Source organism: Gemmatimonadota bacterium (assembly GCA_026706845.1).
In the GTDB taxonomy this organism is placed as follows: Bacteria; Latescibacterota; UBA2968; order UBA2968; family UBA2968; genus VXRD01.
Window position 1 is genome coordinate 1 of sequence record JAPOXY010000060.1, and the last position, 16,675, is coordinate 16,675.

The window sequence follows — 16,675 nt, forward strand, 5'->3', positions numbered from 1 at the left end:
TGTCCCAGCACGGTTGCGCGACTTTCGTATCCGGTGCGCCGCTCAATTTCATCACTCAGCATATTGCCAATGCCCCCCAGGCGAACATGCCCGAATGCATCTTTTTCCTGAGATTGCAACACCATACTGTCATCGTCGAGCTTGGCACCTTCAGCAACCACGACAATACTGAATGTCTTCCCTCGGGCATGGCGTTTTCTGATGGTATCGCAAACGTCATCCATATCAAAGGGGACTTCGGGAATCAGAATCACATCTGCCCCCCCCGCAATACCAGCCTCCACGGCAATCCAACCGGCGTGGCGGCCCATGACCTCGACAACCATCACGCGGTTGTGAGATTCAGCCGTTGTATGCAGACGGTCAATCGCCTCCATCACAATATTAATCGCCGTATCAAAACCAAACGTCTGGTCTGTGCCATCCAGGTCATTATCAATGGTTTTGGGCACACCGACCACTTTGATACCCTGATCTGTGAGCTGATGAGCCACACCAAGCGTATCATCGCCCCCAATGGCAATCAGCGCGTCCAGACCCATTTTATCCATCCCCGTCCGCACGAGCGCACCGCCATCTGCACCATCTTGATACGGATTTGTCCGCGACGATCCCAAAATCGTGCCCCCGCGCGGCAAAATCCCCGAAACAGCGTCCAAATCCAGAGGCGCTGACAGCCCCTCAAGCATTCCTCGCCATCCCTCTTGCACACCCGTCATATCGTAATCATAAACCATAATGCCTTTGCGTACAATCGCGCGGATTACTGCATTGAGACCTGGGCAATCGCCGCCACCTGTAAGTATGCCAACGCGTTTTACAGACATAATATCTCCCTTACAAAATCACTATGATGAGCATAATCGCCTGAGTCCTTTAAGATTTTCAAAGACCTGAAGTTTAAGGTATTGCAACATACCTGTCAAGCCCGTTGTATTCACCCACTAAAATATAAAATCAGCGTCAAGCCCCAGATTTTTCTACATCTTGAGACAGATCATCCTCACCGAATGGGGGACTGGCAACTGCGCCAACAGACACGCATTGCGCCCCCGCAGATCGCAGAGCTAGAACACAGGCATTGAGCGTCGCACCCGTCGTGATAACATCGTCAATCAGAAATATTTTTCGCCCCTCAATAGACGCGGGACAACGCACGCGAAATGCTCCTTGCACATTGTATTCGCGTTCCAAAACGCCCAGTTGCGTCTGCGTAGGCGTTGCCCTTACTCTTTTCAGCGCATTTACCATCACTTGCAAACCCGATACCCGCCCTGTAGCCCGTGCAATAATCTCGCTCTGATTGTACCCGCGTGCTCTTGTTTTAGCCGAGTGAAGTGGCACTGGAACAATTATCGTATCGGATTCGACAAGGTCCGCGATGCGCTGTCCCAGAGCCTTTCCAAATATCTGCCCGGGCAGCGTTTTCCCCTGGTATTTGAGCGCGTGGATCAAAGACCGAACACAATCATTAAATTGATACAAAATAACTATCTGATCAAATTCGTGCTCAAAACCCACCTCGTGTAGTTCCGAATCCCAAATCTCGATATCATCCCAACACGAATCACACAGCCCCGGCGAATCCGGCAGCGATGCTTTGCAAATCATACAAGATGACGGATAAACAAAATTGAGTGCCGCCTTCCAAATTTTCCGTACTATTTGCACAATCTTTCTTCTTCCCCACATTTATTTTTTTTCTTAATCTAAAAAGTCTTATCTTCCCCTTTGAACCTACAACTCAATCGCGGAGATGTGCCGTGTCTCTGGAAAATGCCCGCGCAATCGTGTTTGATCTCGATGGAACCCTCTTCGACCTGACACCCGTCGTACATGCTGCGCGCCAACGCGTTGCCACCTTTCTATTTTCAAACGGTTTTTTTGCCACCCGTGCCTACGCACTTCAGCGCATCAATACGCTCGAACGCAAACACGGTCCTTATTACTCATCCTCGCCCTATTACTTTGCCTTTTTCGATATCGCCAAAGCCGTCTTCAAAGACAAACCCGATCAGGTGCGTCGTTTTCTCGACAAACAAAATACCGACCCGGAAGCCGAGCCGGTCGAAGCCCTCGTAGCTGAAATGGAGCGCGTTTACAATGCCGAAGATGTAGAAGATATTCGCCCCTATCCCGATGCCTTACACACCCTTCGGGAATTGCGCCAGGCAGGCTACAAACTGTTTCTCGTCACGCTGGGTAGGGTGCGCCGCCAGCGCAACAAAATTGATCGCTTGGGCATTGCTCCTTATTTTGATCGCATCATCAACGAAGGTCCCCCCGCACATGCCTACTGGTTTTCAGAACTCAGGGAAAGCCACAACCTCTCTCCCGACCAACTCATCGTCGTCGGTGACCGCACCCAGGATGAAATCCGCGCGGGCAATCGTCATGGACTCACCACAATCTGGTTGCGGCGCGGAAGATTCTCCCGCGAAACACCCGCAATAGGTGACCGTCCTGACTACGAAATCAAATACCTCGCCCAACTATCTACATTATTGCACCTCTCCCGGATCGGGAAAACCCCAGACAGATTCAGAATTGCCGTTATCGGCGGCGGCACCGGCCTGCCCACTGTTTTGCGCGGGCTGCGTCCCTATACCCGTCATCCAACAGCCGTCGTTGCCGTAACCGATTCAGGTGCTTCCTCGGGGCGTATCCGCTGGAATTTGGGCGTCCAGCCTCCCGGCGACATTCGCAATGCCCTCACAGCACTCGCCGATCCCGAACAAATCTCTCAGGGACTTTTCAACGTCTTCCAACACCGATTTCCCAACAGCGAACAAGAATCTGGTATTTTTAAGAACGACCATATTGGCAATTTTCTCGTGGCTGCCCTCACCCAGCAACTCGGGGATTTCCATGCCGCCATAAAAACGGCCAGCGACATGCTGCACGTACAGGGCACCGTTTTCCCTGCCAGCACTGACAATGTCGATATTTGCGCCAAACTGACAAATGGCGAACATCGCTATACCGAGTGGATGGTCAGAAAACCCGACAAATCACCACTCGAGCGGGCGTATCTCGTCACCAACGACGCACTCTTACGCGAACTCAATCGCAAAAACAGCGCGCTTGAGCGCGTCATAGATCCCGAAACAGGACAGGTTGAGATCCGTGTGCGCCTGGGGCACAAAGTAAGCCTGGAACAAAATCAGATCAGAGCACCGCGCGAGGCCCTGCAGGCCATTGCAGACGCAGATGTCGTCGTCATTGGACCGGGTAGCCTGTACACAAGCGTCATCACCAATCTGCTCGTACCCGACATTCAAAAAGCACTGGTCAAACGCGCTCAGAGCAAAACCATCTATGTTTGCAACATCGTCACACAACCCGGGCAGACCGACAATTTTAGAGCCTCTGATCACCTCAAAGCCATCCTCAAACACCTTCCCAAAAATCAGCGCGATGGCGTTATCGATCACATGCTCGTACAGGACCTCCGCATATTCCAAACGCCCAAAAGCGAGGACTGGCACCCACTGCTTAAAAAATACAAAAAAGATGGCAAAATCCTGGTTGAATGCGATACGAAAACGCTCGACACACTCGGTCCCTGGACCCGCGCAGACTTCTTAGAAGAATTTCATCCCGATGCCATAGAGCGCGGCGAGGGCGATTTTATCAGCCACGACCCGGCCAAAGTCGCCGATGCGATCTGTCGCATTTTCTGCGGCTTGAGCGTGCCGGACTACTGGGGTCTGAACGAATGACGGCAAAAATCAGAGGCATTATTTTTGACCTCGACGACACCCTCTTTGATTGCACGGGGCAACTCACCCAACCGGCTCGCCGCAGGGCCGCTCAAATCCTCGCGTCAGCACATCCTAACCTCTCAATTGAAACCTGTTATCAGCAACAGGTGTCGCTTTCCCAAACGCACGGCTCTTCAGAGGCCATTCGCATACTCGGTACACAGTACAATATCCCATCCAACATCGCAGAACAGGCGCTCAACGCGTACAATCCCCGCAACGTGGAAGCCATCACCCCATTCCCCGATGTACCCTCCACCCTTGCTACCCTTGTCCAACGAGGTTATCAACTCGCCCTTGTCACCTCTGGAAATCCCGACCGCCAGCGCGAAAAAGTTCGCCTTCTCGGCTTGTGCAATTATTTTAGCGAGGCCGATAATACACTCATCCTGCTCAACGACCGAAAAAGCAATGATAAAACACCATCCCTCACGCAAGCCGCAAAAGCACTATCTCTGTCCCATGCCCACATTCTATGCGTGGGTGACAAACTCACCGATGAAATCGCCACGGCAAAAACCCTGGGTATGGCCACTGCACGCATGCGCCATGGCCGACAAAAAAACAGAAAGCCCCAAACCCCATCAGAACAGCCCGATATCGAAATAGACCACATCTCTCAACTCCTCCCTCTCCTCTCCTAACGCCTGCAAACGCAAATCTCATCCCCCCGTTTTATACCAAGCGTCCTGCTTGCACTGCCCTCGCAAACCGCGATCTCCAGCGTATCCAAACTGCCGTAAAGCGCCAGCGCTTCCCCCTTTTCGACCTCGCTATATGTCTGACATATCCGATCAAACCGGATCGCGCCAATGATAATCTCAAAATCTCCATCGGGATATTTTTCATCAATTTGCGACCGCGTAATCATTGAAATCGCATTGCCAAAATGGTCAACACACACCACCCGCCCAACGAGTGCATCGTCACGTTCTTCAACGCCCCACAAATCACATGTAACTGGATCCTCAATTTCCGGTCCCACCTCTTCACACGATACCCCTCGGAGTAAATGCGCCCCCACCTGGGCAAATACATCTCGACCGTGGAACGTCGAACTCACTTGCGGGCGCATCAATGCAGCATTTTCAATCGCCACAATACGCCGCACCCCTTCTCGCTCATAGACAGGAGAAAACAGGCCATTATCCGGTCCGACATACAGAAATTGCTCTGTTTCAACGACAATCCCTCGGCGATCACTCCCCACCCCCGGATCAACCACCCCAACATGCACGCTGCCCTCTGGAAAAAAAGGGCACGCGGAATACATGGCAAAAGCGCCAGCAGCAACATCCTGAGGGGACACCTGATGTGTTATATCTACAATTTGAGCATCTGGCACACAGGTGAGCACCACGCCCTTCATCACAGCAACATAGCCATCAGAAATGCCAAAGTCCGTTGTAAGTGTTAATATTCGGCTCATATCACCACCTAAAAGACATTCGCCTCTTTCATACTTAGAAACCGCTCCGAACCGACGATCAGATGATCGAGCACCTCAATCCCCATAATCTCACCAGCCTGCACCATGCGGCGCGTGAGTTCAATATCTTCTCGGCTCGGTGTCACATCGCCGCTGGGATGATTGTGCGCCAAAATCACACTCGCAGCAGACGACCCCACGGCTGGCGCAAATACTTCTCTCGGATGCACAAGCGAGGCGTTGAGAGAACCAATTGACACATCTTCGCGGCAAATCACCTGATTCCGCGCATTGAGAAAAAGCGCCACAAAATACTCCTTGCGCCGATCTTTGATATCTGTGAGCAGTCCCAAAACATCGGCCGGACTGGTAATAGTAGGCTCAATCCCCATTCCCTGATTGAGTCCTCGTTTTGCCAGTTCAAATCCCGCGACCAAACCCGCGGCTTTTGCACGCCCGATTCCCTTGATTGTCGTGAGCTTTTTCAGATCCATATCCACGAGTTCTTTAACCGAAAAGCGCTTGAATATCGCACGCGAAAATTCCAGCACATTTCGGCCTTCGTATCCCGTTCGCAACAAAATCGCCAGCAATTCATCATCGCGCAATCCCTCTGGTCCCAAACGCTCGAGTTTTTCTCGTGGCATATCCACATCTGCCACGCCCGCGATACCTCCTCTACTTTTTACAAAGCCACTCATATACTATCTCCCTGATATTGTTTCCACAACATCAGGCAAAATCAGTGCCGTTGATCAAGATATTTTACAAATCTTTTATTTATATGTACTTATAGATTTAACGACAAAAAAATCAGTACAATATTTGCAACACAATGTTCAATTTACATCCCAAAATATGAACATGCTGTTCTTCATTAAGTGCGAAAAAATCTACTCACAGCGTGCGTTTCTGTGCAAAAAGCCATTTCATAAAAACCGGCTCGGGATCACAGCGATCGCTGCTGAGTTGGGTGCTGCCATTGTCGGCACCGGTAATCATTTTCATAGCAACACCATGTCCATCACCAGTCCAGATAGTAAACTTCATATTCCCACCTAATTTCTCTATCTCCTCAAAAAGTTTTTGAGCGCGGTCGAATGGACAGACCTTATCCCGATCCCCGTGGAAAGCCCATATCGGAACATCTTTAATCACTGACGCATCGATAAATTCTTCTGTCTGAGGCAAACCCGTCCCAGCCGAAGGTGCTGCCGCTGCGAAATAATGGGGATCAATTTGTAAAAAGACATGGGTACCGTGCCCCCCCATGGAGTGCCCCAGAACGTATATTCTATCCATATCAACGGATGGTAATGTTGCAATGAGATCTTTGATCTTTTGGAGGTCTTCTGCATTCCACAAACGACTGACTTGAGGAGCGAGTACATAAGAGGGATAATCTTTTCGCCTCTGCTCGTCTGCAAGAAGTCTATTCCAGCCACGCAATTGTTTTCGATTATCTGTCCCCCGGCCACCGCCACCATGCAATGAAACAATAACAGGGTAGCGCTTGTCCGCATCAAAATCTATGGGCTTCAACAGTCGATATGGCATCTCGTTGAAAACGTGAGGCTCATAAAGCTCAACCCATTCATTGCCATCGGGTTGTGCATCTGTTTCTGATGCGGTAACCAGCGAACAAACCATGGTCGCAACAACTGCGTCCCAAAAATATCTCTTCAACTGCAAGGGTTGGTTCATGTCCTAATCCTTTCTTTTTGTTGTCGGGATTCACCGATTGACCGACACCTCAACGGCCATCTTATCTCCAGCAGTTAAGACCACTTCTTCTTCTATGGTCAGACTCACTTTATCGTCGCTAAATGAAGCTGTCGTACTGACCACTTCCCTACCGACGGAAGCAACGACCGATTGTACACGCCGACCTTCGGGCAATTCAAATTCAAATATCCGAATGGGCAGACGCCCCCATTCAACGCTTAATTCCATAACCTGCATATGCACATCTCGTCTCTGTCTGAACAGGCCCCATCCTTCGGCTGCAGTAAAAAAGGATACGTGATCATCGGGCTTCCATACAGGTGCAAAGCCAATCCGCGCTTTGGGACCTTCATAGACAAAACCCTGGCAAGCGAGCAATAACGACCACACACTCATCGCCCGTGCATAAAATTTGCCGCACTCATCGTCGCCAAATGGATTCCCGCTATATCCCCACGACGCCGTATTCATCTCCGTCAACTGATCGCGCAACCTGCCATCGTAGCGATCGTAAACAGCGCGAGCAACCATCAGACCTTCCCTGAGCATTCCAAACTGAACCATCGTTGCAGCAGCGCCATACTCAAAACCCGTCATCGCCTCGTCGCCGTATTTCGTACTGCGAAATGGCTGAGGACCCTTTGGCCAAGAAATCATCTTCATGGCCGCATCGTCGTTATCGACAAATTTTCTCGGCCTCTGTGTCGTCGTCCGAAAATGCTGCTTGAAATTGTACTGCAAAAGTGACCGCAGCGCAGAACGAATATTTGTCCGGGGATAGTGACCCGACAAATTCACCTGCGGTGCCCACCACTCACCCAGCACCTGATCGATATGGCAACCATCTCCGTAGTCTTCATGGGCATCCTCATCGGGACTCTGCACATAGTACTCGCCATTCCAGAGAGTCTGGTTCTGATTTCGCGTTCCCTTTTCGCGCAACCTGCGATATCGGTCGACGGACTGTGCATCATCTTCCAATACAGCCATCTCTTCACACGCCGCAAGAGCTGACAAATAAAGCGTCCCCATCCACGATGTTGATCCCGACAGTTCACCATCGAGCGTATTGTGTTGCGAACCCGATAACAAGCCATCTTCATCTGAATCCCATCGCGCAATCACAAAATCCATCGCCTTCTGCGCACTGGGCCAATGCGCGTGCAACCACTGTTGATCCGAGCTACACTGATACTCGCGATACGTACTCAAAATATCGCCGAGCATCCCATCAATTGCCGGGCCTTGTATTTCAAAATGACGATCGCTGTGGCGAAAAGGCAATCCCCCATCTTCCCGCTGCAATGCAAATGTCTGCTCGCGCATTCTCCGCGCGATCTCGGGAAAAAGACGCGCATGCGCCTGGGCATAGTGCCACACATGACTGCAATTCCCCAGGCAACAACCCGAAGTTGGTGCGCAACCTTCATTGGCTCCAAAATACCCATCTTTTGCCCAAAAACACGTCCTGCTTCTCAATACGGCAACCTGTGAACTTATTCGGTCCAGCAACCAGTGTGGGAGATTAGACGCATAGAGCGTATCGTGAAAGCACCGCGTCTGTTGTGTCAAATCACCGAGATTAGCCTTGAGATACGCATAAACATCCAGCGCGTCAGTCCACCAATTTGAATATATATTGCCGTGTTTCACCCATATACGCGAACCATGGTTGGTGTTGGGGAAATACCAGGTGAGAACAAAGGTAATAGTGCGTTTTTCCCCTGGTCGAAGCACAAATGGCGTAGCCAGCGCGCAATCGACCGTTTCGCCAGTAGCCGACGGCCCCGCTGATTCGACATATTCCAGATCACCATCTCTTGAAAACGCTTCATACAAATCGCGCAAGCCGGTCCAGGAAGCTGTCGCACAGGCATTTACCACCTGTGCCGACAGCACCATATCTTCATCCGTTGCCGACAGGTGCGTCATATGAATCGAAGTCGCATCATCCTCTCGAATCACCCGGTTGACATTCCCGCCATAACCCCCATTGGGGCTATCTCCCGCGATGCCAATCGCGTTTTGTTGCGTAGCCAGAAAACTGACTTCTACAGGGGAATCGCCCTCATTACTCGCCGTCAGATTAAAAATCCCACACGGGATACTCGAGGATTTCACATCGAGGGGAATCAGCGGGTTAAAAACCTCCATTTCGACCCGAAGGGGAAAAGCGGCATCAGCGAACTCAAACCATCCAAACGGGTATTCCCCCCTGAATCTTAGACGATCCATCGCGGGAAATACGCCAACATCCGAAGTCTGCAACGCCTTGACCATAGGCTCTTTTCCCTGAGATCTCGCCCACACGGCAAAAAAGCTATTGGGCACTTCAACATGCTCAAAATTGTTGAATATTTGCCATACTGATCGCTCTGCCTTGCCATTCACCTGAATCAAACCCGCACCAATCCCTCCCACCGGCAGAGAAATCGCATCCAGATATTGCCCCTCATAGACTTTTGTATCGCCGGGATCGAGCAGAGTGGGATCATTTAGGCGCGCTTTAAGCGCCTCTGCCGCTACCTCTTTTTCTTCATCCTCCCGTTGTTCTCGATCATGCACCATCCGCTTTCTGAGCGTCTCTCGACCAGCCGCATCAACGTGTTGCGCGATATCCAATGGCGTCAGAGCCACATTGTATATGGCCACCTCATCTATCGCACAATTTACAGCCCGATCCTCACCATTTTCGCTGGACGCGCCAATCTGTATCGGACAAGCTTGCCGCAGCAGACCAAACGCCAGAGACCCCATATCCAGAAAGCATTCGACGCCATCGATATAAGCGCGAAATTCCTGTCGCGGCTTGCTCGTAGCCAAAAAATGATACCAATGCCCCACTTTTATAGATCCATCAGGCGGGAAAATCAGCGTATTTGTCGTGCCGTTGAGAAATCGAAGCGCATTCAAATCTCGCGTCACATGAAACGCAAATCGCGTCTGTTCACCGTGGGATAGCTGATGCGAAATAAGACAGGGTTCGTAGTCCAACGGCTCATCGGAAATAACTTGAAAAAAGAATTCAACAGATGCGTCGCCCGCTGGATTTTCATCCAAATGTGGCACAATTCCCAAAGCCACATACGAATCCTCTCTACCGGCATCTGCGTTCTGGGTATCTCCCACTCGCCAATAAGCCAAAAGCCCCGACTCATTGCGAACAGTCTGCGAATAAGCCAGAGCCGCAGCTTTTAATGCAGATCCCACACCCAATCTAAAGGGCAACGAAGCGATTGTCGGCGCGTTTTCTTTATTTACAGGTGTCATCCCTTTTCTCCATTATGACCGTCTATGCCGCGCACGGTCGGCGCGCATAACTTTCTCAAGTGTCCCGTCTTCAAAACCCACCCAGGGTATAAGGCTATCGGTCATATCCGTGCCATCTGGAGCAATCAGCCCCAAATCTCGCTTGGCACGCAGAGCCGTCGCCTTTGGATCGACTATGGAACGCAGTTCTTCTTCGAATGCCTTGAGCCTATCGGCCTGTTCAATATCCGATGCGAGATCGCGCTCTTCCTTCGGGTCTTCCTTCACATTGAATAACGAGGGCGGATGAAATTCATACCAGGTGTATTTGTAATCGCCCCGCACAATCATATAATACGCGCCTCGAAGTTGCGGACCATGCCATTCTGCAAAAACGCGCTCAGACCGTTCGTGTGGTTCCCCCCTCACAAGTGGCAACCAGCTTGCGCCGGGCAGACCTGGTTCGGAATCTACCCCCGCCATGTCCAAAATGGTGGGATAGAGATCGATTAGAGAAACGGGCGTATCGGTATTGACCTCTCCCTCAGGAATACCCGGTCCTGTGATCACAAGAGGAACCCCAATCGCCCCTTCATAAGAACAGTGCTTAAAAAAAAGCCCGTGTTCGCCCATGGATTCACCATGATCCGATGTGTAGATGATATACGTGTTTTCATAAAGACCCTGGTCCTGCAACTCATCGAGAATCTCCCCGATCATATCATCCATACAGGTGATCATACCGCAATAAGCGGCAATCGTCCGGCGCAGCATATCCTCTGTCACGTCCCCAAATACATTGGAGGCTTGCCACTCCTGCATCGCGGGATGAATATCGAGATTTGGGAACTGTGCATCGTGAGGCATCAAAATGCGATCGGGATAGTACATATCGAAATATTTCTGAGGTACGCGATACGGCCAGTGAGGATACAGATAGCCGACATAAAGCACCCAGGGGGAATCCGATTTATCCTGCCCCTTTTCCCGCAAATACGCCAGCGTCTTATCCGTCACCTCGCGGTCGTGACCATAGAATCCCAACTCCTGCCGATCATCAATTTTAGCGACATCTCCCCCACCCGCTTCGAGCAAAAATCTCCGACTGGCTGGCCGCGTATATCCCGGAAGGCGCGTGACAAAAGGTAACTCTCTCGGATACGGGTCCCATGCCGTTCGGTGAAGGGGTTCGTCAAAATGCGTAAATCCCGGGTTGTGATCGTCAACAGTGCCCGCAGAGTCAATTTTGCCGATACAAGTCGATTCAATACCATTCTGATCCAACCGCGCTGCCCAGGTCTTTTGTTTTTCTTCTTCGGGCAGAGGCACGCCATTCGACCAGCTATCAATCTGGTGAACGTACTTCCCCGTCATAAAACTCATGCGACTGGGACCGCACACCGCACAATTGGCATACGCCCGCGTAAAGTGTGTACCTTCACCTGCGAGGCGATCCAGATTGGGCGTCTCGATAAATGGGTACTGCCGATATCCCACCATTGCTGGATGATGCTGATCGCTGCATATAATCAGAATATTGGGACGCTGACCCGGTATTTGTTGAGAGTGCCTCATCTTAGTTGCCTTGCCCGATAATCCTCAGATGAAATCCACGTCAAATCACCCCAGTAATCGGTATCATTCGCCTGATTCTCACCAGGAGTCGTACGCCCATTGCACACAATGCTTGTAATTTTATCAGTCAGGTCTGCTACAATCTCAGGGTGATCGCCAATCGCGTTTTTTGTCTCGCCGGGATCATTCGCGAGATTGTAAAGCTCCAGCGGCTCATCCCTGTGCGCCATAACCAGCTTCCACATGCCTTCTGTAATCGCAAACCGGCCCCCAGCACCGTGGTTAATCAAAGGCAATCGTTCATGGAGTGTGTCAGAATCACTGAGTATCTTCGCAAAACTCTGGCTATCTTCGCCCGCATCAGCAGGCAACTCGGCCCCTACAACCTCAGCAAAAGTTGTCATCAAATCGACCAGACCTACCAGATCATCACATTTGCGCCCGGGCTTCTGAATGCCTTTGGGCCACCGCATAAAAAACGGCACGCGATGTCCACCTTCGTAAATATCCCTTTTGCCTCCGCGATAAATCCCATTGCTATGATGACCAAATTCGCCAATCCGTCCACGCCACGAATTCTCAGGACCATTATCACTGGTATATACAACAATAGTATTATCATCCAATCCCGACTGTTCCAGATAATCCAGCACCCGCCCTACATGGTAATCCGTCTCAATCATAAACTCACCATAGCCACCACAATCGCCCAGATTCCAAAATTCCTCACGAGGACATACGGGATAGTGCGGCGATGTAAATGGCAGGTACAAAAAAAACGGCTTACCACTTTTGGCACTTGTTTCTTTGCCCTGCATCCATGCAATCGCCTTATCGGTAAACCGCGTCAAACACTCATTATCTATAAAATCAGGCGCAACCTCCATCCCCATTGTGCCTAATGCTTCAAGAGTTTCTTCTGGCGTATTCTCATACGGTGGCATGATGCGATAATCCACATGCCGGTTATTGGGTTTTTTAGCCGTATAAACTGTCGGCGGTACTCTGGCATATCGCCCTTCAAACCAGGCGAGAATTCCATAATTGAGCGAAGCGGGTATGCCGTAGAAATAATCAAATCCCTTATCCAACGGCATATCGGTAACAGGCTGACTCCAATCGCGATTGCCCACCTCGCCAGGAAAATTCATACCCAGATGCCACTTGCCTACCATTGCCGTATCATATCCAACTGCCCCAAACATTGAAGCCAGCGTCATACGTTCGTCTGTAATCAGACACGGCACCTCGGCGGGAAAAACGCCCTGTTTCTTCAACGTCCGCCAGGAATAGCGTCCAGTCAGCAATCCATAACGCGAAGGTGTGCAAACCGTATCTGAGCAATGCCCATTGGTAAAAGCGATCCCTTCTGCTGATAGCCGATCCAGATTTGGCGTTGGAAACTTCGCATCTGGATTCAGGCAACTCGCGTCGCCATATCCCTGATCATCTGTAAAAATTACGATCACATTGGGCTTCTCTGCCATACAAAGAGTCCTTTCTCAAGAGCTACCAGGGCACTACCGTGCCATTATTCTGAAAGAATCCACCACTATCCTCCATGGTCAGCTTATCCAGCGTGCTGGTCATCAGTCCAACGGATTCCTCTACGGAAATCGTACCGTTCGGATTCATGCCTGTAAGTACAGCCCCCGGTGTGATAGCAACCACGACAATATTTCGGTCAGCGAGTCTGGCTGACAATCGCCTGGCAAGCATATTGACCCCTGCTTTGGCAATGGCATAAGCATCCATTTCGTTTTGGCGATTGGCGCGCGCAATACTGCCCACACCAGAAGAGGTCAGCACCAGCTTTGCCCCGTCGTTCAGCAGTGGCGTAACCATTTGTGCAAACAAAGCAGAACCAATGGTATGCACCTCGAAAGTAATCGCAAAACTCTCCGTGTTCCACTCGCCAAAAGGTTTGCCACTACCCGAGCCAGCATTATTGATGGCAATGTCAATACGCACCCCTTGCTGAGCCAGGGATTCCCCCAAACGGTAGAAATGTTCTTCATTCGACATATCCAACTGCTCAATCAACAGCTTATTCCCGTATTCTTCTTTCAGCGCAATCAGATCTGTTGCCTCCGCTGGTGTCCGGCAAGTGGCCACGACAGAATCACCTGCATTAAGATAATGCTTTACCCACCCAAGCCCGATTCCTCGATTCGAGCCAGTTACAATCACAGTCTGTCCTGTCGCATCTTTAGTTTTCATGGAAATCCCTTCATTTCTAAAAGTGTATAGTGAATTTAGCCACCCAGAATCATATCTGCGGCTTTCTCCCCAATCATCATGCACGGCGCGTTGGTATTTGCATTGATAATGAATGGCATAATCGAAGCATCTGCTACGCGCAACCCCTCAATTCCATATACCCGAAGCCGATTGTTCACCACAGCCATATCATCTTTGCCCATCTTACACGTACCCACCGGATGATAAATAGTCGTTGAATAATTGCGAATAAAGTCAATCAGCGCTTGATTATCCTGCACATCATCCCCCGGCAAAAACTCTTGCCCGCGATATCGGTCAAAAGCTTGTGCATGTGCAATCTTGCGCGCCAGTTTAACACCTTCCAGCATCACGCGCACATCGGCCTCCTCAACCAGGCATTGAGGATCGATCAATGGTGCATCAAACGGATCTGCCGAACGCAGCTTAAGGTCTCCTACACTTTTTGTCCCCACCAGCCCCGGTAGAATTGTGAATCCATGCCCTTCCATCTCTTGAGACCCGTGCAAAACAAACCAATCAGGTCCAAAATGAAATTGCAATTCCGGCGCAGACGCATCGGCAGACAATTTCACAAACCCACCCGCTTCCCCCAAATTGGAAGTGAGCAATCCCATTCTTTCGTTTTGATATCTGATCGCTTGCTCAGGATTATCTTTGCCAGCCTGCGCAATCTCCTCAGTACAGGCATACGCAATCCCTACCTGAACATGCTCCATCAAATTTTGCCCCACACCCGGCAATGCCTTAACAACCGGAATACCCAGCGCATTGAGATGTTCTGGCGGACCAATGCCCGACAGCATCAGCAACTGAGGTGAATTGATTGCCCCGCCACAAAGTACCACTTCTCTACCAGCCCCAACCTCATGCGCCTTCCCTTCGTGCGTATAATGAACACCAACACACCTGTTACGATCTAATTCAAGGTGTGTAACGTGGGCGTATGGAATCGCGGTAAAGTTGTCTCGTTCCAACGCCGGATGCAAATACCCCACCGCTGCGCTGCACCTCTGGCCTTCCTTCTGTGTGACCTGATACAGGCCAAACCCCTCCTGATTCCCGTCATTAAAATCTCGATTCAGCCGGAACCCCACCTGCTGAGCCGCTTCGACAAACGCCACACTCAATGGATTTGGATCCCGAGGATCTGACACATGAATCGGACCTTCTATCCCGTGATGTTCAGAGCCTCCCCGCATCTGGTGCTGCATCTTCCTGAAATAGGGCAACACATCGACATACGCCCAGCCATCATTCCCCATCGCAGCCCACTGATCGTAATCGCTCGGATGACCTCGCTGATAGACCATCGCATTGATAGAACTCGAACCGCCGTACATTTTGCCGCGCGGCACGTAATCCCGCCGCCCATTAAATCCGGCTTGCGGTGTGGTTTCATAATCCCAATCTTTATCTGTATGAAACAGGTCTGGAAATCGCGCAGGAATGTGAATTGCATCCCGATCATCCGGACCACCCGCTTCCAACAATAAAACGCGATACTGCCCACTTTCACTCAAACGACCCGCAACAGCACACCCTGCCGACCCTGCGCCAATAATGATGTAGTCGTAATTCATATCGCTCTCCAGGTGCATCCACAATGAAATACGTTCATATATTCATAACGTAAGACTGGCCCTGTGCTCTCATCGCTTCTTCGTCTTCAGAGAGAATACCACATTCAGATGACCACGCTTCGATATTTTTCCGGGTCGTTTTCTCAAACCACCTTTTTCTAAATGGAAGTTCTGCCTCTTTCATCCAGCCTTCTAATAAAGGGTGAAGCTCTGTACGAATGGCTTCAAAATTTTCATTAAAAAACAAATTATCCAACTGAAACGGATCTTTGTTTCGATCGTACAGCCAACCGCCTGGCTCGTCCCAATCTGTCCAATTCGGTTTTCCCCCCAGGCGCGTTTTCCCCTTGACACTATACACCCAGTCCTTTGTCACAACGGTTCGATGTACAGGACAAGGACTCGAGATTGAATTCATATTGGAAAAATGAAATAAAAATACAGAATCGGGGTCAGGTCCGCCTGATTCTGCCATAATATTTCTACTGTGATTCACACCAGGACTGGCTTTTAAGTAGCCTAAAGATTCCAGGCTCGCTTTATCACTTTTTTCTGCCAACATTTCGTCTAATCCCGCCAAATGGCAAAAGGTCGGAAAGAAATCAATGAATGAGAAAAGCGCATCCGCTTCCCGCCCAGGGTTTTTAATACCCTTATGCCAGCGCACGAGAAATGGTATTCTCGATGAAGGGTCATGCGGCCATCTCTTTTGCCCTCCTGCAACATTCTGAGCACCACCCATAGCGCCATGGTCGGACGTATAGATAACAATGGTATTATCCCGAACTCTTTCCGGCTGGTTATCGAGCCAATCCAAAACCCGCCCCAATTGCTCATCCACCGCAGTAATACTGCCATAATAGTCATAGTTATTGACCGCGTTATAGATGCGGTCGTATGGCATATAAACGGGGTTATCTATGTAGCTCTGATAGGGCTTTAAGGCTTTTGCAGGATGATTTTCATCATGTCGATACAACTCCGGATAGTCAGAACGATGTGAAAAATCTCCCCACTCCGGCGCATTATCTGTTCCCGTAAATGGACCATGCGGATCTTGCATGCAAAGCGTGAGAAAAAAAGGAGACGCATCTATGTCATTCCTATCC

At 50.3% G+C, this 16,675-nt stretch carries 13 protein-coding genes; 2 read left to right on the forward strand and 11 right to left on the reverse strand.

Translation table 11 applies throughout. The features are described from left to right. Positions 1-827: ATP-dependent 6-phosphofructokinase (locus OXG87_05925; protein ID MCY3869077.1), on the reverse strand; the 827-nt coding region annotated here is incomplete at its 3' end. Between the two features lie 136 nt (positions 828-963). Then, positions 964-1,671, reverse strand: coding sequence for a ComF family protein (locus OXG87_05930; GenBank protein ID MCY3869078.1), 708 nt, complete (start codon positions 1,669-1,671; stop codon positions 964-966). A gap of 92 nt (positions 1,672-1,763) precedes the next feature. Between OXG87_05930 and OXG87_05935 the strand changes: the two genes are divergently transcribed. Together OXG87_05935 and OXG87_05940 are read left to right on the forward strand one after the other, a co-directional pair. Continuing rightward, positions 1,764-3,722 carry a 2-phospho-L-lactate transferase CofD family protein gene (locus OXG87_05935; protein MCY3869079.1) on the forward strand — a complete coding sequence of 653 codons (1,959 nt, stop codon included), beginning with the start codon at positions 1,764-1,766 and terminating at the stop codon, positions 3,720-3,722. Continuing rightward, positions 3,719-4,408: an HAD hydrolase-like protein gene (locus OXG87_05940; GenBank protein ID MCY3869080.1), complete on the forward strand. Its 690-nt coding sequence runs from the start codon at positions 3,719-3,721 to the stop codon at positions 4,406-4,408. The genes OXG87_05935 and OXG87_05940 overlap by 4 nt, the downstream gene beginning before the upstream one ends. Here OXG87_05940 and OXG87_05945 read toward each other — a convergent pair. The 9 genes from OXG87_05945 to OXG87_05985 form a co-directional block, all read right to left on the reverse strand. Beyond that, entirely contained in the window at positions 4,405-5,193 is a 789-nt protein-coding gene (locus OXG87_05945; protein ID MCY3869081.1) for an SAM-dependent chlorinase/fluorinase, read from the reverse strand. The genes OXG87_05940 and OXG87_05945 overlap by 4 nt on opposite strands. Before the next feature lie 8 nt (positions 5,194-5,201). After that, positions 5,202-5,894: a DNA repair protein RadC gene (gene radC / locus OXG87_05950; GenBank protein ID MCY3869082.1), complete on the reverse strand. Its 693-nt coding sequence runs from the start codon at positions 5,892-5,894 to the stop codon at positions 5,202-5,204. Positions 5,895-6,090: 196 nt separating this feature from the next. After that, positions 6,091-6,897, reverse strand: coding sequence for a dienelactone hydrolase family protein (locus OXG87_05955; GenBank protein ID MCY3869083.1), 807 nt, complete (start codon positions 6,895-6,897; stop codon positions 6,091-6,093). Between the two features lie 30 nt (positions 6,898-6,927). Further along, the gene (locus OXG87_05960) at positions 6,928-10,188 is read right to left on the reverse strand and encodes a GH116 family glycosyl-hydrolase (protein MCY3869084.1); all 3,261 of its coding nucleotides are present in this window, start codon (positions 10,186-10,188) and stop codon (positions 6,928-6,930) included. A 12-nt stretch (positions 10,189-10,200) separates the two neighbouring features. Next, positions 10,201-11,742 (reverse strand): sulfatase-like hydrolase/transferase, encoded by a 1,542-nt coding sequence (locus OXG87_05965; GenBank protein ID MCY3869085.1) that lies wholly within the window; start codon positions 11,740-11,742, stop codon positions 10,201-10,203. Next, entirely contained in the window at positions 11,739-13,229 is a 1,491-nt protein-coding gene (locus OXG87_05970; protein MCY3869086.1) for an arylsulfatase, read from the reverse strand. The genes OXG87_05965 and OXG87_05970 overlap by 4 nt, the downstream gene beginning before the upstream one ends. Positions 13,230-13,251: 22 nt before the next feature. Continuing rightward, positions 13,252-13,962: an SDR family NAD(P)-dependent oxidoreductase gene (locus tag OXG87_05975; GenBank protein ID MCY3869087.1), complete on the reverse strand. Its 711-nt coding sequence runs from the start codon at positions 13,960-13,962 to the stop codon at positions 13,252-13,254. A 35-nt stretch (positions 13,963-13,997) separates the two neighbouring features. Further along, a complete protein-coding gene (locus tag OXG87_05980; GenBank protein MCY3869088.1) occupies positions 13,998-15,566 on the reverse strand; it encodes a GMC family oxidoreductase N-terminal domain-containing protein in 1,569 nt (522 codons plus the stop codon). 34 nt (positions 15,567-15,600) lie between these two features. Continuing rightward, positions 15,601-16,675: sulfatase-like hydrolase/transferase (locus OXG87_05985; GenBank protein ID MCY3869089.1), on the reverse strand; the 1,075-nt coding region annotated here is incomplete at its 5' end.